16 protein-coding genes and 1 pseudogene are annotated in these 17,836 nt (G+C 39.9%); 10 read left to right on the forward strand and 7 right to left on the reverse strand.

Features of this window, described 5'->3' with window-relative positions:
* The first annotated feature begins 95 nt into the window (after window positions 1-95).
* The 3 genes from aat (at window position 96) to infA (ending at window position 1,818) form a co-directional block, all read left to right on the forward strand.
* Window positions 96-812, forward strand: coding sequence for a leucyl/phenylalanyl-tRNA--protein transferase (aat, locus tag KAN5_RS07135; protein WP_016709275.1), 717 nt, complete (start codon window positions 96-98; stop codon window positions 810-812).
* Window positions 805-1,509 carry an arginyltransferase gene (locus tag KAN5_RS07140; RefSeq protein WP_016709274.1) on the forward strand — a complete coding sequence of 235 codons (705 nt, stop codon included), beginning with the start codon at window positions 805-807 and terminating at the stop codon, window positions 1,507-1,509. The genes aat and KAN5_RS07140 overlap by 8 nt, the downstream gene beginning before the upstream one ends.
* Window positions 1,510-1,599: 90 nt before the next feature.
* Window positions 1,600-1,818, forward strand: coding sequence for a translation initiation factor IF-1 (gene infA, locus KAN5_RS07145; protein WP_002962494.1), 219 nt, complete (start codon window positions 1,600-1,602; stop codon window positions 1,816-1,818).
* Window positions 1,819-1,992: 174 nt separating this feature from the next.
* On the opposite strand, the gene clpA is transcribed toward infA, so the two are convergent.
* Together clpA and clpS are read right to left on the reverse strand one after the other, a co-directional pair.
* Entirely contained in the window at window positions 1,993-4,257 is a 2,265-nt protein-coding gene (gene clpA, locus KAN5_RS07150) for an ATP-dependent Clp protease ATP-binding subunit ClpA (RefSeq protein WP_016709273.1), read from the reverse strand.
* A 69-nt stretch (window positions 4,258-4,326) separates the two neighbouring features.
* Complete coding sequence (gene clpS, locus KAN5_RS07155) at window positions 4,327-4,635, reverse strand: ATP-dependent Clp protease adapter ClpS (protein WP_171039010.1); 309 nt, start codon at window positions 4,633-4,635, stop codon at window positions 4,327-4,329.
* Window positions 4,636-4,844: 209 nt separating this feature from the next.
* Between clpS and cspD the strand changes: the two genes are divergently transcribed.
* Both cspD and KAN5_RS07165 read left to right on the forward strand, forming a co-directional pair.
* Complete coding sequence (gene cspD, locus KAN5_RS07160) at window positions 4,845-5,060, forward strand: cold shock domain-containing protein CspD (protein WP_016709271.1); 216 nt, start codon at window positions 4,845-4,847, stop codon at window positions 5,058-5,060.
* Between the two features lie 447 nt (window positions 5,061-5,507).
* Window positions 5,508-7,730, forward strand: a complete 2,223-nt coding sequence (locus tag KAN5_RS07165) for an NADP-dependent isocitrate dehydrogenase (RefSeq protein WP_016709270.1) — start codon at window positions 5,508-5,510, stop codon at window positions 7,728-7,730.
* Window positions 7,731-8,152: 422 nt separating this feature from the next.
* Here the strand turns inward: KAN5_RS07165 and KAN5_RS07170 are convergent, their stop codons facing one another.
* From KAN5_RS07170 to KAN5_RS07180, 3 genes are all read right to left on the reverse strand, one after another.
* Entirely contained in the window at window positions 8,153-9,388 is a 1,236-nt protein-coding gene (locus tag KAN5_RS07170; protein WP_016709268.1) for an amidohydrolase family protein, read from the reverse strand.
* Between the two features lie 12 nt (window positions 9,389-9,400).
* On the reverse strand, window positions 9,401-10,783 hold the full coding sequence (locus KAN5_RS07175) for an amidohydrolase (RefSeq protein ID WP_029216184.1): 1,383 nt from the start codon (window positions 10,781-10,783) through the stop codon (window positions 9,401-9,403).
* 104 nt (window positions 10,784-10,887) lie between these two features.
* Window positions 10,888-11,673: a hypothetical protein gene (locus KAN5_RS07180; RefSeq protein ID WP_016709266.1), complete on the reverse strand. Its 786-nt coding sequence runs from the start codon at window positions 11,671-11,673 to the stop codon at window positions 10,888-10,890.
* A 343-nt stretch (window positions 11,674-12,016) separates the two neighbouring features.
* Between KAN5_RS07180 and KAN5_RS07185 the strand changes: the two genes are divergently transcribed.
* The gene (locus tag KAN5_RS07185; RefSeq protein WP_232321815.1) at window positions 12,017-12,388 is read left to right on the forward strand and encodes a DUF3718 domain-containing protein; all 372 of its coding nucleotides are present in this window, start codon (window positions 12,017-12,019) and stop codon (window positions 12,386-12,388) included.
* Between the two features lie 70 nt (window positions 12,389-12,458).
* Here KAN5_RS07185 and KAN5_RS07190 read toward each other — a convergent pair.
* Window positions 12,459-13,153: pseudogene (locus KAN5_RS07190) on the reverse strand (DUF445 domain-containing protein).
* Window positions 13,154-13,283: 130 nt separating this feature from the next.
* Here KAN5_RS07190 and KAN5_RS07195 point away from each other — a divergent pair.
* Entirely contained in the window at window positions 13,284-14,144 is an 861-nt protein-coding gene (locus KAN5_RS07195) for a fructosamine kinase family protein (RefSeq protein WP_244390816.1), read from the forward strand.
* 183 nt (window positions 14,145-14,327) lie between these two features.
* Complete coding sequence (locus KAN5_RS07200) at window positions 14,328-14,531, forward strand: CPXCG motif-containing cysteine-rich protein (protein WP_016709262.1); 204 nt, start codon at window positions 14,328-14,330, stop codon at window positions 14,529-14,531.
* A 23-nt stretch (window positions 14,532-14,554) separates the two neighbouring features.
* Here the strand turns inward: KAN5_RS07200 and KAN5_RS07205 are convergent, their stop codons facing one another.
* Window positions 14,555-15,187 (reverse strand): riboflavin synthase subunit alpha, encoded by a 633-nt coding sequence (locus tag KAN5_RS07205; protein ID WP_244390817.1) that lies wholly within the window; start codon window positions 15,185-15,187, stop codon window positions 14,555-14,557.
* Between the two features lie 161 nt (window positions 15,188-15,348).
* On the opposite strand from KAN5_RS07205, the gene KAN5_RS07210 reads away from it, so the two are divergent.
* Together KAN5_RS07210 and KAN5_RS07215 are read left to right on the forward strand one after the other, a co-directional pair.
* On the forward strand, window positions 15,349-16,704 hold the full coding sequence (locus tag KAN5_RS07210; protein ID WP_016709260.1) for an MATE family efflux transporter: 1,356 nt from the start codon (window positions 15,349-15,351) through the stop codon (window positions 16,702-16,704).
* Complete coding sequence (locus KAN5_RS07215) at window positions 16,682-17,749, forward strand: DUF3080 family protein (RefSeq protein WP_244390818.1); 1,068 nt, start codon at window positions 16,682-16,684, stop codon at window positions 17,747-17,749. The genes KAN5_RS07210 and KAN5_RS07215 overlap by 23 nt, the downstream gene beginning before the upstream one ends.
* The last annotated feature ends 87 nt before the right edge of the window (window positions 17,750-17,836 follow it).

Consider the following 17,836-nt stretch of genomic DNA (forward strand, 5'->3'; position numbering starts at 1 on the left):
CAAGGAGCTAAGCTAATTGTTTTTCATTTGTTGTTTGTGATTTTAAAGCAACAAGTTACAATTTATCTTACCGCGTAGTAATAAGAAACGGTGTTATGACAAAACAACTTTATCAATTATCTCAAGAACACGTTACTTTTCCACATCCTGAGCTTGCCTTAGATGAGCCCGATGGCTTACTTGCCATTGGTGGTTGTTTATCACTACCGCGACTAAAAAGCGCCTATAGCCAAGGTATCTTTCCTTGGTTTAGCGACTATGAGCCGATTATGTGGTGGTCACCGACTGAGCGTGGGATCATAGAGCTAGATGATTTTCACATTAGTAAAAGTTTGCGTAAGCATTTGCGTAAATTCCCCGTTAAAGTCACCGTTAACACCGCGTTTGATGAAGTCATTGAGTCATGCCAGCAGCAACGCATAGATGTTGAAGGCACGTGGATCACTGACGATATGCTTGATGCCTATAAACAAGCTCACATCGATGGTTTAGCCCATAGCGTTGAGATTTGGCGTAACGACCAACTGGTTGGGGGTTTGTACGGCCTCATGCAAACAGGCGTGTTCTGTGGCGAATCCATGTTTCATCATCAAACAAATTGCTCAAAATTAGCCATGTGGGCACTGGTTAATTGGTTAAAACGCCATCAGGCACATTTTATAGATTGTCAGCTTGAGAACCCTTATTTACTCTCTTTAGGTGAAAAAGTTCTACCACGCTCAGAATTTTTAACTAAGCTTAAAGAAGCAGAAAAATTTATTATTCCGGCATCAATGTGGCAACCTCAGGAGCTTATTGCTATTTATGACTGAACACTTACCTGCCCGTTTAGGATTAAGCCAACAATTTGATTGCAGCTACTTAGCTGACCGCCAAGAACAATTATTAGTGATTTTAGATCACAGTTGTTACAACCCCAGTAAATTTGAACAATTACTGGCTCTTGGTTTTCGCCGTAGTGGCGACCAAATATACCGCCCACACTGCCCTGCTTGTAGCGCATGTAAGTCTGTACGAGTATTAGCTCAGGAATTTTTACCGACAAAATCGCAAAAGCGTAAACTTAATAAAGCAAAAAAAACCTTTCGTGTGAAATATTCAGATCAACAACACCCTGAATACTTTCAGCTGTACAGTAAATACATTACCGAACGCCATCAAGATGGCTCAATGTTTCCACCCGATCAAAGTCAGTTTGACAGTTTTATACTTTGTCATTGGTTGCCGATCACTTTTATTGAATTATGGGATCAAAATAAATTGGTTGCAGTGGCTGTAACAGACTGTATGCACAATGCAATTTCTGCTATTTATAGTTTTTTTGACCCAGATTATGAACACTATAGTGTGGGCACAATTATGATTCTAGAGCAGATAAAATTTGCCAAGCATTACGAAAAAGAATTCGTCTATTTAGGCTACCAAATTGATGAATGTGTAAAAATGCGTTACAAAACTCAGTTCTTACCTGCCCAAAATAGGGTTGCTGAGCAGTGGTTGGCTATTTAATTTGCAAAAAAGCCTGCTGTGGCTTTACTTATTGGTGTATTTTGGGCAGAATCTGCATCGTTTAACTATTAAAGAGGTGTTACGCTAAACATGGCGAAAGAAGACGTAATCGAAATGCAAGGGACGGTCCTTGATACTTTACCAAATACAATGTTCCGAGTTGAGCTTGAAAATGGTCACGTAGTTGTGGCTCACATTTCAGGTAAAATGCGTAAAAACTATATCCGCATTTTAACCGGCGATAAAGTTACCGTAGAAATGACCCCATACGATTTATCAAAAGGTCGCATCGTATTCCGTGCTCGCTAAGTTAGTGCGTTAACGAAATATCAAGTTTTTAGCTAAGTTGTCTGAGTAACTTAGTTACTTTCTACACTAGCTTGAAGCGTTTATTAAATGTAATTGATAGCTATACTAACAATTACATTTAATAAACAAAAAGCCCAGCAATTGCTGGGCTTTTTGTTACCTGTCATACCATGCTTATGCGGGCGTTAAATTCGTTTCATAATCAAAACGTAACTTTTTATCTTTAATAGATACTTTCACTGTCCCCCCGTCGATAAGTTCACCAAATAAAATCTCGTTTGCTAATGGTTTTTTCAATTGCTCTTGGATCACACGTCCCATTGGTCGTGCACCCATGGCTTTATCGTAACCTGTGTCTGCTAGCCATTCTCGAGCCTTATTAGTCAGCTCCAAGTTAACCGATTTTTTATCTAGCTGTGCTTGAAGCTCTACAATAAATTTATCAACCACCAGTAATATCACATCGCGGTCAAGGTGATTAAACCAAATAATATTATCTAAGCGGTTCCTAAATTCAGGTGAGAACACCTTGTTGATCTCACTCATAGCATCATGAGAATGATCTTGTTCTGTGAAGCCGATTGACTTACGAACAGTCTCTTGTACACCAGCATTAGTGGTCATCACCACAACTACATTTCTAAAATCCGCTTTACGGCCATTGTTGTCAGTTAGCGTACCATGATCCATTACCTGCAATAAAATATTGTAGATATCAGAGTGGGCTTTTTCAATTTCATCTAATAGCACGACTGAATGTGGGTTTTTGATCACAGCTTCAGTTAATAGACCGCCTTGTTCAAACCCTACATAACCTGGAGGCGCACCAATTAAACGGCTTACGGCATGACGCTCAACATACTCAGACATATCAAAACGAATAAACTCAACACCCATACATTTAGCAAGTTGTTTGGTCACCTCGGTTTTACCTACCCCTGTAGGGCCTGCAAACAAGAACGAGCCAACCGGTTTATCTTCATTTGATAAGCCTGAACGCGATAAGCGAATAGCAGACGTGAGTGCATCAATCGATTGATCTTGGCCGAACACCAACATTTTAAGATTGCGATCAAGATTCTTAAGGGTTTCTTTATCACTAGATGACACGCTTTGCTGCGGAATACGCGCCATTTTAGCGACAATCAATTCTATATCAGCAACACCAATGGTTTTTTTACGTTTAGAAATCGGTTGCAGCCGTTGGCTTGCACCCGCTTCATCAATCACATCGATGGCTTTATCCGGTAGGTGACGTTCATTAATGTATTTAGCACTGAGTTCCGCAGCCGCTTTTAACGCTTTTTGTGTATAACGGATGCCGTGATGCTCTTCGTAACGTTCTTTTAAGCCATTAAGGATTTTTGTTGTGTCAGCCACGCTTGGCTCAAGTACATCAACCTTTTGAAAGCGACGTACTAAGGCACGATCTTTTTCAAAGATATTTTTGTATTCATTATAAGTAGTAGAGCCCATACAACGTAACTTACCACTGGATAATAGTGGTTTAAGTAAGTTAGATGCGTCCATAACGCCACCAGAGGCCGCGCCAGCACCAATGATGGTATGGATTTCATCAATAAATAAAATCGCGCTAGGTTGCGCCTGAAGCTCTTTTAGCAATGCCTTAAAGCGTTTTTCAAAATCGCCTCTGTATTTAGTACCCGCCAGTAATGCTCCCATATCTAATGAATACACCACAGCATCAGCAATCACCTCTGGCACTTGTTCATGAACAATACGATACGCTAAGCCTTCTGCGATGGCCGTTTTACCTACCCCTGCTTCACCTACTAATAACGGGTTGTTCTTTTTACGACGACACAAAACTTGCACCGTACGTTCAACTTCACTATCGCGCCCTACTAACGGATCGATATTGCCATCTCGGGCTAATACATTCAAATTAGAAGTAAAATTCTCTAATTTACTGGGCTCTTCACCTTGTACAGCTTGTGCTTCTTCGTGAATATCATCAGCATCTTCACCACCGATGTCATCATCCGCTTTAGAAATACCATGAGAAATGAAATTCACGATATCTAAACGAGAAATATCACTTTTCTTCAGTAAATACACCGCTTGGCTTTCTTGTTCAGAAAAAATAGCAACCAGTACATTTACGCCAGTTACTTCGTTCTTACCAGATGATTGCACATGAAATACTGCGCGTTGCAAAACTCGCTGAAAACCAAGTGTAGGCTGTGTTTCACGTTCTTCTTCTAAATCAGGAATAACCGGCGTCGTTTCATTAATAAAATCTGATAGCTCAGCTTTTAGTGCTGCCATATCAATGCCACAAGCATGGAGTGCTTCTCCCGCCGATGGATTGTCCAGCAGCGCAAGCAATAAGTGCTCTACTGTCATAAATTCATGGCGGCGTGTACGCGCTTCACGAAACGCTGCGTTTAAAGTTAGTTCTAAATCTTTGTTTAGCATTAGCAACCCCTTACTGAGATAAAATATACATACCGTTGTGATGGGTATTTCGATCACCCTACCTTGGTATTATTCCTGCTCACAACTACATAGCAGTGGATGCTCGTTATCCCGTGCGTAACGGTTAACTTGTTCAACTTTGGTATACGCTACATCGGCGCTGTAAACGCCACATATTGCGCGACCATTTTGATGAACTTGCAGCATCACATCTGTTGCTCTATCGCTATCCATATTAAAAAACGTTGTTAGTACTTCTACCACAAAGTCCATAGGCGTGTAATCATCATTATTTAAAATGACTTTATATTTTCGCGGTGGTTGCAGTTTTTGCTTCTCACTATCGCGAACCGTGTCTAAAACACCTGAATCTTTCATGCCACTCATAATTAAATATAGTCTTGTCTTTGGAACTCAAGCAAACTTGAATAAAAAAATAAATTAAATGTTAAAAAATAGTTTAAAACACTTGACTGATCGGCGAAATAAACTACAGTCAATTGTAGATTGATTAAACCTTAGTCAGTCTATCAAACTATACGGTTTAGAATAACTAAATTAGTCAACTTATAGAAGGATGTAGAAGTATGGCTTGTGGTAAAGTCAAATGGTTCAATAATGCCAAAGGTTTTGGTTTCATCGTAGAAGACGGCTGCGAGAATGATATATTCGCCCATTACTCAACGATTGTAATGGACGGTTATAAAACACTTAAAGCTGGTCAAGATGTAACATTCGAATTGCAGCAAGGCCCAAAAGGCATGCACGCGACTAACATAGCGCCTAATGAAGATTTAGTGTAGTTATTTAGAAGTTCGACTAAAGCGAGCGACCTGTAAAGATCCTCGCTTAATTCCTTTTTAATTTTTTGCAGCATTGTCAACACTTATCCTCACTTGTTGTGAGCAATTAAATGGTCAGTATGAACAAAAACTGTTCTTCCTCTTGAAATTCTTTTTTAATACCCCCATGTTTTATTTGTTATTAGCCCTTTTGTGCCAAGCTTGTTACACTCTTTGTGCTCAAAGCTAGCTACGAATGGCCCTTTAAGCGGTAAAAGTTAGGCTAATGGCTAATTTACTTAGCCTGCACATAACATAAAATTTTAATACAGTTCGTCAGGTGTGGTTATTGAATTACAGTATTAACACCTAACAGACTGATCATTGTCACGTCGTGTTCGCATGATGGCGATGATATTTCTTTGCATTGTTGAATATGGCTCTTATGCCTACTATCTAGGAATGATGATGACATCAAAAATTATCTATACTAAAACAGACGAAGCTCCGGCACTCGCAACTTACTCTTTGCTACCAATCATCCAAGCATATACTAATGCCGCTGGTGTTGAAGTTGAAACACGTGACATCTCTTTAGCTGGCCGTGTTATTGCTAACTTCCCTGAGTATTTAACACAGGAGCAACGCATTGGTGATGCACTGGCTGAACTTGGTGAGCTTGCTAAAACTCCTGAAGCTAACATCATCAAATTACCTAATATCAGTGCTTCAGTACCGCAACTTCGTGCTGTAATTAAAGAATTACAAGAAAAAGGCTATGCACTCCCTGATTACCCTGCAGAGCCAAAAACAGACGAAGAAAAAGCAATTCAAGCCACTTACGACAAAATTAAAGGTAGTGCAGTAAACCCTGTATTACGTGAAGGTAACTCTGACCGTCGTGCTCCGGGCTCTGTTAAAGAATATGCACGTAACAACCCACACTCAATGGGTGCTTGGAGCAAAGATTCTGCTTCAAATGTTGCTAGCATGAGCGAAGGCGATTTCTTTGGCTCTGAGCAATCGGTGACTGTTGATGCTGCAACTGATGTGCGTATTGAACATGTAGCTAGCACCGGCGATGTATCTGTACTTAAAGCAAGCACCCCACTACTTGCAGGTGAAGTAATTGATGCATCTTCAATTAGCGTTAAAAAGCTACAAGCTTTCTTAGCCGCTGAAATTGAAGCTGCAAAAGAAAAAGACGTGCTGTTTTCATTACACATGAAAGCAACCATGATGAAAGTATCTGATCCAATTATCTTTGGTCATGCTGTTAAAGTATTCTACCAAGACGTTTTCGCTAAGCACGGTGATTTATTCGCTGAGTTAGGTGTTGATGTAAATAATGGTCTTGGTGATGTTTACGCTAAAATTCAAACACTAGACGATGCTAAACGTGCTGAAATCGAAGCAGATATCCAAGCGGTATATGCGACACGCCCAGCTATCGCAATGGTTGATTCAGATCGTGGTATCACGAATTTACACGTTCCAAGTGATGTAATTATCGATGCGTCTATGCCTGCAGCCATCCGTTCAAGTGGTCAAATGTGGAATAGCGACGGTAAATTACAAGACACTAGCTTTGTCATTCCTGATCGTTGTTACTCAGGTGTTTACCAAGCAACTATCGACTTCTGTAAAGAGCACGGCGCATTTGATCCAACAACGATGGGTAGCGTACCTAACGTTGGTCTAATGGCGCAAAAAGCTGAAGAGTATGGTTCACACGACAAAACATTTGAAGCACCTGCTAACGGGGTAATTCGTGTTGTTGACAGTGCTGACAACGTATTACTACAACACAGTGTTGAGCAAGGTGATATCTGGCGCATGTGTCAGGTTAAAGATGCACCAATCCAAGATTGGGTTAAACTTGCAGTAAACCGCGCACGCGCAACTGGCAACCCTGCAGTTTTCTGGCTTGACGAGAATCGTGCACACGATGCGCAATTAATCAAAAAAGTGAACGCGTATTTACCAAACCATGATACTGATGGTCTTGATATCCAAATTTTAGCGCCAGTTGATGCAACTCTGTTTTCACTTGCGCGCATTAAAGAAGGTAAAGACACTATTTCTGTAACAGGTAACGTATTACGTGATTACCTCACTGACTTGTTCCCAATTCTTGAGCTTGGTACAAGTGCGAAAATGCTGTCAATCGTACCACTTATGAATGGTGGTGGTTTATTCGAAACTGGCGCAGGCGGTTCAGCGCCTAAGCACGTTCAACAGTTTGAAAAAGAAAACCACTTACGTTGGGACTCATTAGGTGAATTTTTAGCACTAGCGGCCTCTTTAGAGCACCTAGCTGTTAATACTGGTAACAACAAAGCACAAGTACTTGCTGATACTCTTGATAAAGCAACCGGTACTTTCCTTGCTGAAAACAAATCACCTTCACGTAAAGTAAAAGAAATTGATAACCGTGGTTCTCATTTCTTCCTTTCTTTATTCTGGGCACAAGAACTTGCTAAACAAAACGACGACAGTGAATTAAAAGCTCAATTCACTCAAATCGCCAGTGACTTAGAAAGCAACAAAGATCAAATCGTGAGTGAGCTAAATGACGCACAAGGTTCAGCTGTAAACATTGGTGGTTATTTCCAACCAAATGATGCGGCTGCATTCGAAGCAATGCGCCCTAGCACAACATTTAACGATATTTTAGCTAAACTAGTTTAATATCCGTTTAAATTTAAAGGCGCTTACTGTAGTAGTAAGCGCCTTTTTTGTGTCTGGGATAAAAACAGGACTGTACTTATAGCGCATAATAGCAATACTTTTTAATAACAAATAAAGTGTACTATCATTTGAAAAATAACTTTGCTTGTCACATGTTGGTGGCTATGTTGAATTTACTTCTCATTTTTTCTCTTTGTGTAATAAGATTTTCAGTGAATTACTCACAAAGAGTGTAATACCAATCGACTTAAATATTTAACCATTCTAGCGAGCTAAATAAAGCGCTAACTGCGTTATAAATTTTAAATTAATATTTGCTGTAAATGGGACGCGGGATTGCAGTACCCAAAATAAACCAAGTAATAAAATATTGAGTGGTGTAAAAAAGCCGCTACAGCGGCTTTTTATAAACTCACTAAACACTACTTAGTATATGCGCGCGGCATTTCTGAATCCGTTGTATAACGTTTGCGAAGTTTATCTTGACGAGCTTCAGTTGACACCTCTTCTCCATTGATGAACATTTTAGTTACATGGCTTTTAAAATCAAATGGGTCATCATTCCACATAACTAAATCTGCCGCTTTACCAACTGCAACACTTCCTGCATTAATGCCAAACACATCAGCAACGTTCGCAGTGATCGCTTTTAATGCTCCTTGTTGTGTCATTCCGTAAGATACTGCATTACCCGCATCAAAACGCAGTTGATAAACATTATGACTGGCATCACCCGCGATTGATAACAAGACCTTCACACCTGCTTTTTCAAGCTTGCCGGCATTGTCTAAACTAGCATGGAGCGAATCAAAACTACCAGGCAAACTTTCCATCGCGCTGACAATGACGGGGACACTCGCTTGTGCTAGCTGCTCTTTCACAACCACTGCATCCTGAGCACCCGCAATCACTAAATTAACTGAAAACTGCTGCTTAAGTTTGATTAACTCAATAATGTCAGCCGCACGAGACGCTGTGACTAATAAAGGCATTTCACCCGCTAACACCTTTGTGAGAACGATGTCTTCAGTACTTGGGGTCGCATCATCTTTTTTCTTTTTGCTTTTTTGTTGCTGCGCTTCGAGTTTATCAACAAGGTTTTTTAGTGCCATAGCACGTGAACCTTTGCTCTGCTCTCCTAAGTGCACCACCAATGCTGCATGTGTTTGTTTTTCGCTGGCAAACTCACCGCTTAAGTCAACAACACTGGCAAGGCCTGCAAAAATACTGTCGCCACCTTGTGGAGTGATCACATCACGGGTGATCCCCCCTTTGCGAGCATATGGGATCAAACTCGAGTGAGCATTGAATGCTAAGCTTGGGTCAAAATCGATGCTTGCTTTATCATCGCCACCATCACGTGATCCAGCAACAGCACCTACTTCAACTAAACCTAACTGATTCATACTCCCAATAAAGCCTGGCGTCACAATTTGACCCTTAGCGTCAATGATAGTGTCAGCGTCAACTTTAGCTGGATTGATCGCTGTAATTTTGCCCTCATCCATTATAATGCTGGCACCTTGTAACACGCCTTGCTCAGTAGAGGTATGTACGGTGGCATTAATGATTGCAATTGATTGCGCATCAACCGCTGTACTTGCTAATAAACCAGCAGCAACTAGCGAGAGCGAAAATGAATGTGTTAATTTTGTCATCCTAGTTACTCCTTATTTTTGACCTAACAGAAAATCACTTTGAGCTTGGTAAGTGTCATCATAGCGATCATATACTTTTGCACCATCAACAAAGACCTGTTCAGCTTTAGCATAAACACTAAATGGGTTTTGGTTCCAAATGACCACATCACCTTGCTTGCCCGCTTCAAGTGAACCTGTTTTGTCAGCAACACCTAATGCTTTTGCAGCATTTGAAGTGATCCATTTTATTGCATGCTGTTCAGAAATATTAAAGCCATTATCGTTAGCACGGTACATGACCTTGCCAGCTTCTTGGTTTAAGCGTTGAATAGTAGTATCAGAATCGGAGTGTACAACCGCACATGAATTTTTCACCGCATCAACAATTGCTACGTTTTCTTGTACCATATCGTAGGCTTCCATCTTAAAGCCCCACCAATCTGGCCACAGCGCAGCACATGAACCGTTATCTGCAAGCAGGTCAGCAATTTTATACGCTTCAATGCCGTGATGGAAAGTCCCTGCGTGATAACCAAACTCTTTTGATAGATCAATCATCATCGCCATTTCTTCTGCTTTGTAGCAATGATTATGGATCATGACTTCGCCTTCTAATACGCCACGTAATGTATCGTATTTAATATCGCGATGCGGAACTTCAGGGTTTTTACCTGCAGCGTAATCAGCGTCGTACTTATCCCACGCACGCTTATATTCAGTAGCACCAATCCACGCTGTGCGATAGCCTGCCATATTACCCATTCGCGTTGATGGTAATACCCCTTTACGGCCATAAACGCGTTTCGGATTTTCACCACAGGCCATTTTTAAACCATAAGGAGCATCAGGAAATTTCATTCCTTGCATAGTGTGTGCTGGTACATTTTTCAATGTCACACCACGGCCGCCAAATAAATTAGCTGAACCGGGTAAAATTTGTAATGAAGTAACCCCACCTTCACGGGCGCGGTTAAAACCGGGATCTTGTGGCCAGATTGAATGTTCAACCCACACTTCTGCAGTGTTCGGGCTAGTCATTTCATTACCGTCTTGGTGAGATTCAACTGACGGGCTAGGATAAGCACCTAAGTGTGAATGCACGTCGATTAAGCCTGGGGTTACCCATTTGCCTTGCGCGTCTATTGTAAGGTCGGCTTGTGCCGTAAGGTCTTTACCAACTTGTTGCACTTTACCGTCAACAAGCAATACGTCAGCTTCTTCTAAACGCTCGCCAGTACCAGTTAAAACCGTTGCATTGGTGATCAACGTTGTTGTTGATTTAAGTGCTTTGTAGGTACTTGGGTATGGGTTTTTATTAATTGTTACTTTTTCGTCTTGTGGGTCATTATCTTGGCAACCCGCTATAGCGACGCCAAGAGCAACAACCAGCAATGATGGAGCAAATTTTTGCATCATGTTAATCCCTGTTATTTTTTTATTACTGTATATAAATGTATTTTATAAAGCTAAAAAATAAGCCAAGTCTGCATTTATATAAGATGAATGTAATTTATATGTTATTTCTTAATATAATTGTTATACAACTGCTCAAGCGCCTCTTCGGTAGTAAGACTGGGATCTTTGCTAATAAAATGCTTAACAGTACGTGTGACAAAATCGGAGTTTTGTTTATGTAATTTTGAAAAATCTTTAATTAAACAGTTACCATCTTTAGCTGCTGTTACTTTATCGTGGCGGTGACGATACTGACTAAGCGCTTTATTAAAATCACCTTGATAATCTTCGACTAATATCTTGTAAAAATCGCTTTTTTGTACTTTCAATGAACTAACACAGTAGTTTAATGCCTCTTTAAAGTCAGTAAAGGTAACACCTTCAACATCAAACTCTGCGGTTTTTTCACGTACCGTCACTTTCGCTTCTTCAGTTGCATAACTAAAACCACTAAAGGCTAAACGCTCTGCGGCTTCTTTACCTAAAGCCATCCCCGCTTTAATACTGTGTGCAAATTCATCGCTCATATCGCTAAGTTCATTCTCGTGCCACATATTGTAAACACGCAATGGTTTTGCATATTTAGCATTGAGTTTACTTTTTAATTTAGTAAAGCGTTCGTCGATAGTCATTAAACGCTCATTATGTAATATCGCATGGCACTCATAACACGCCGCAATACTAATAAACTCTGCATCTTCACCTAAATCAATAATGCTTTGTAGCATATGCAATGGCGGGCAATGATCGCGCTCAGTCGCTTCACAACCGCAATAAAAACAACGATTAAAATTATGCTGTTCACAGGCGTAAGCTTGCTGGTAATAACTCGCCAATGTTTTACTCACAGAGTCTCCTAATAGGCTGATACTTTTTAAATCAAACGATCATAACAGGGATTCATAATATGTCAGCAATGCTGTCCAATAAAGTGTATTTACTCTAAAGTAAATATCATGTAAAACCAATGAAAACAGTTTGAAAAACAAACAAAATCAATAAAAAAAATGAAAAATAAATCCTTGAAAGTGTGTCTGGATACACACATTAATAACTTTATTATCAATTACTTACTATAAATGTAAGCTATTCACATATGCTGTTACATCTTGTCGATTTTCATTTACAGCTTTCATCAGAAATATAGCCAATAATACATTCGTCAACAAGACAACACTCAACAACTGGAGAATGATGATGAATACTTTAACGACAACATTTTGCACAACATTACTGTTAGGCACTGCAGCATTAACTGCAACTAATGCAGAAGCTGCACAATTTGTAGCGGCTGATAATACTCCCGGCACGCAGATTTGTATGGCTGTAGCGTCAAATAAGCCCATTAAACTTTATTTAGCCATGAAAGAATTTCGGATGAATAAAAGCAAAACAGCGAGCAAACTACAGTGTAATAATATGAGTATGGCTGAATTTACAGGCACATATGGCTTTGACAGAACAGCAAGTCGCTTAGGTATTGACGCCACTACGGGCACTTCAATACAAGATTTAGCTAAGTTAGAACAGCAAACAATTATGGTTATTGCAGGCTCTAAATAGCATGCTAAAAATGCAATTAATTTAAGCTGGCATGTAGTTGGCCAGCTTAAATTAACTATCTAAACATAAACTAAATAATTGCTGCCACAAGACCAAATAAACCACCAAAGACCCCCCCCAGACCACAAGCCAGCCTAAATGCTCTCTGATCATGGTTTGTATAATATCCTTCACCATTTTTGGGGTTAGTTCATCTAATCGATCATCAACAAGATCTGATACTGTTGTAAACAATGAGTCACTTGCTAGGCTTGTCTTTGCAAGTTTGTTATTGACCAGCATCTTAAATTCGTCTGTTTGGCTCATCATTATTAAGGAATCACGCATTTTTGCTATAAAAGAATCGCGCATTGGTTCCACAGCTGCACTGCCACCAAACATCGCTAACATACTGCCAAATTGAGACTGCTCTATCACTTCCAGCAGTGTGTCAAACGCTGGGTTTAAGTCAACGTCGTTGATCACAGGTTGTAGATCAATATCCATTGTTTTATTGCCAAGTAGCTGCGATATTTTTTGCTCTGAGAAAAACTCAGTTAAGATAAGGTTTTTAATTGCAACTTTAAACCCTGCGAACTTCAATTGGATCACACCCGAACCATACAATAACGGTACTTTTTCAAATAACATATGCACTGCGAGCAAGTTAGTTACTGCACCAGAAAGTGCAAATAAGCCGATCGATAGCACAATTGCTTGGTTAAACAAAAAACCTGTAATCACTAACACTGTGGCAATTACATTTGTAATAAGGCTTTTATTCATTCTTCCTCCACTTGAATTATTGTATAAAGCTATGCAGGTGCTGCTAAATTTGAATTTTACTCTCAAGAGTTTGTTTATTTAACTACTTTTTGCCATAGTTTAGTTATCTGTATAAAAGGTGAGCAATGCTATGTGGAATACGGTTAACGAACAAATCAGCCAAGCTATGCATTTTGACTTTAAACACACCAGTAAACGACAGTTGCAAAGTCCAAATAGCGATAAACTATTTCAAATAAGCGATGGTACTCATCAATATTTTGTCAAGGTCGCACACAGAAACGATTTGGAACGATTTGACAACGAAGCCCACAATTTAAAGTTACTCACCCAAGAGAGCCTATTTATGGTGCCAGATTGTATCACCACGGGATCGAATATTGAGTTTTCATTTATCGTCCTTGAATGGCTTGAACTGGATCAGCAACCACATACCAACTGGCATATAATGGGCAGCCATCTTGCCAGCTTGCACCTCAAACACCGTCAAGCTATGTTTGGTTTTGATCATGATAACTTTATTGGCCCAACTGCTCAGCCAAACCGCTGGCATAAAAAGTGGAATATATTTTTCGCTGAAGAGCGCATTGGCTGGCAACTACAATTATTACATGAAAAAGGCATTGAGTTAGTTGATAAAGACTATTTTATCGCATTTATAAAAGACATGTTACACAGTCATAATGTACAACCCTCATTACTACATGGTGATTTTTGGCGTGGCAATATGGGATTTATTCACAGTGTGCCAAGTATTTTTGACCCCAGTTGCTATTATGGTGATCGGGAGGTCGATATTGCAATGAGCGAGTTATTTGCCCCCCTGCCTGATGCATTTTACATAGCCTATAATAAGCACTACCCATTAACGCAAGGCTATGAGCTACGTAAGTTAGTTTATCAGCTTTACCCTATTTTAAATCATGCCAATATTTTTGCTGGTCACTATCTTACTGAAGCTAAACAACAAATAGATCGACTACTTAAATAAGGCTATTTTTATTGTCAAATTGATGTCATAAATAACTAAAGCAGACTATATTTAATGAGCGTCTAATAGTGGCCAGGGCTAGTTATTGTGGACGTTCGCGTACAACTGCGTAAAGCATAACAATTTATCCACCACTATAAATAGTCATGCTTTATAGCTCTGTTTTGTAAGGTTGGATCAATTATGCAAAATCATCTCTCACAACGGATCAGCTGTCCACATTGTGGTCACCATATTCATATTACCCTTGATGCCAGCGATGGCGATCAAGATTACTTTGAAGACTGCAGCGCATGCTGTAACCCAATCCACTTTAATATGCATATCGACTATGCCAATAGTAAGGTTGAGTTACATATAGACAGTGATGACGAACAAATTTTTTAAGCTAACTAGTACTGTGGTGACTGTTACTGTGATGACTGTAGTCGTAAATAATTTTCCACCGTGTTGATGATAGTGTAGGTTTGTTGATCAACTTCAATATTGAGTCCATCTCCTATTGCAACTTTGCCAATATTGGTGATTGCTAAAGTCTCTGGGATCAAATGTAACCAAAAACCTTGCTCGTCAACTTCACCCACCGTTAAACTGGCGCCATTAACACAGACAAACCCTTTATACAGCACGTACTTTTGCCACTTACTTGGTAAGCTTAGTTGTATTTTACAATTACCATCTGTGTGAATAATATTGTTCACTTGGGCAATACAATGAATATGACCAGAGACAATATGCCCGCCCAGTTCAGTACCCAATGTCATAGAACGCTCAAAGTTTACCATACAACCAGCATCAAGCTTTCCAAGATTCGTTAACTGTAATGTTTCATCAATCACATCAAAATAAACTTCTGCAAGGGCACTATCTGAAGTAAGTTGAACTTTAACAACCGTTAGACAACAACCATTAATGGCAATACTGGCACCTAACGCTAACTTCGTAACGTATTGTGGTGAAACTGCGAGCACTAAGCGCATAACACTGTGTTGATAGCTATTTGCAATTACCGTTGCTTGTGTTTGCACAATGCCTGTAAACATAACTTGAACCGCCCTTTAAACATGGATCTATCACTTCGCTTTAGTTTAACCGATCCCAAGGTTCAATACTGCAATGAATAACATCAACTTGCCGCTATAATTTTTTATTCTTCAATTTATCGATTACAATACCCGTCTCTTCTGTTTACGTAGCAAGTGATATGACTTTTTGTAGTTGGGAAGCCAAACGGCTAGTTTCTCTGGCAATCCCCGTTTTTTTAGCACAAGTAACCCTCGTTTTAATGTCTGTGGTTGACACCATCATGGCGGGACAAGTTAGTCCAACCGATTTAGCCGCCCTCTCTATTGCAACAGGTGTTTGGAATCCAGCAATGCTTGCTCTGCAAGGTATATTACTCGCCCTCACCGGTATTATTGCGCAATTTTCTGGCGCTGGCGATAAAACAGGCATCAGCCATTATTTTCAGCAAGGTTTGTATCTTGCCGGAGTATTAAGTGTACTGGGTTTATCAATCGCTTACTTTGCCGATATTATCATTTTAAAGCTTGATACCAGCCCAGCAATTGCCGCTATGGCCTATGACTATATTCATTTTGTTAAATGGGGAATTATTGGTTTTTTAGTATTTAGTGTATATCGCAATATTACCGAAGGTATGGGGATGACCAAGCCTGCTTTTTATATCAGCTTAATTGGCTTAGCTGTCAATATCCCTGCAAATTACATTTTTATTTATGGTAAGTTAGGTATGCCAGCCCTTGGTGGTGCAGGCTGTGGCATTGCCACGGCTTTGGTATTCAGCGCGATGGCTATTGCACAAGTAATATACTGCCAACTGAGTAAAAAAGTCGATGCTAAAACACTGTTAGCTAACTTTAAGACCCCCCAATTTAGTACTATGTGGACCATTACTAAAGTCGGTATCCCTATTTCACTCGCCACTTTTTTTGAAGTCACTTTATTTGCCTGCATACCGCTATTTATCGCTCATCTAGGTGCCGTTGCGGTTGCCGGGCATCAAATTGCAGCCAGTGTAACTACATTATTGTTTATGATGCCATTGAGCTTATCAATTGCTATTAGTATTCGGATCGGCAATTTATATGGCCAACATCACTTTGAGCAACTAAAAAAAGCAATTTCAACTAGTTACATTCTTGCCATGATCATTGCAGCGGTACTAGCAGCTATCACTTTTTTTGGTCGTGACATAATTAGCCAACTTTATACCGATGACGCTCAAGTAATAGCACTGGCAACATCCATTATGATTTTAGCGTGTATTTACCAACTCCCTGATGCGTTACAAGTGTCCGCGAATGGGATTTTAAGAGGGTTAAAACATACAGCGCCCATTTCGTACATTACCTTTATATCATACTGGTTAATTGGTTTTTCATTGGGTTTTATTTTAGCTCGCACCGATTGGATTGTACCAGCCATGGGCCCGCATGGTTTTTGGGTAGGAATTATTGTTGGCTTAAGTGTTGCGGCTATTTTGTTAATGTTAACTGTTGCAAATAGATTCAAATATGAGCCTCTCAAAAACGCGTAATCAACCAAACTGGCAAGATAACCAAGTCAAACGATTTGGTTATCTTGGCACTTTATTCGCTTGTTTGCTAATAAGTGCTTGTAGCGATAAACCAACAGATATTAATGAGCAGTATCAGCAGCGACTCGCCACAGCGCTGGACAAACCGCTGCCTGTCACCCCACCATTAAATAACCTTAAATTGACACCTGTTCATAACAACGTTAACCCAGCTACTGCACAGCAATTAAGTATCGTGCAGCTAGCGCAACTGTCTCATTGTAAACTTCACACCCTCATTGCTGAACATAATAGTCAACTAGGCAAAGTTGCCAGCTCAGCCGGCCAATTAACATATCAAATCCAGTTTATTCAATTAGCCCCAAGCTGCTTAGAGAAATTAAACTCTGAGTCAAAAAGCTACCAAGCCATTAAGCATGAACTTGCCAACAAAAAGCAACAACTATTAAAGCAATTCAACCACTTACTTTACAACGATCCTGAGTTAAAACGTACTTGGCAGCTTACTAGCTATGCACTGGATAACAACCTTGCAGGCCTTGTCGAAACAGAGCTTGCCCTACAAAACTTACTCACTTTAAAACAGCAAATAATACAACAACAATATACACAAATAGATAGCCAAGCACTGTACCCACAGCTCTCCCAGCTACGCCAATTTAACTTTAATCAAGCGTTAGTCAGTGCCGTGCGCCAGCAAACATACTTTAATCACAGCACCAGTCGATATTTAACCAGTATTGATCTTAGTGCACTCTGCAACCCGCTAAAAAATAAACGCCAAGCGCAAATCGTCAGTAACGTATTTAAAAAGTATTACCTGTCACAATTACAACCCTATCAAGCGCAACTATCAGGCGCTTTAGAGCGACTGATGCCGTTGTACCAAGCACTTTGGCTAAACTCTACAACTAATCAACCTGAGCTTAGGGCATTGCTGCAACAACAACCCAGTAACTTACTCACCGCATTCAAAGAATCTGCAAAAACACACGTTACTTGGTGGCAAAAGTTTTACAAAAAGTGTGAAATCAGCCCAATATGAATAAAAAAACGGCAAACAAACCAAAAATGTATAAACGAGCTTGATTCACTTAACCGCACGCTATATATTAGCGACCGTTGTTAAGCA

The sequence above is a fragment of the Pseudoalteromonas sp. KAN5 genome (assembly GCF_022846535.1).
Taxonomy (GTDB): Bacteria; Pseudomonadota; Gammaproteobacteria; order Enterobacterales; family Alteromonadaceae; genus Pseudoalteromonas; species Pseudoalteromonas haloplanktis.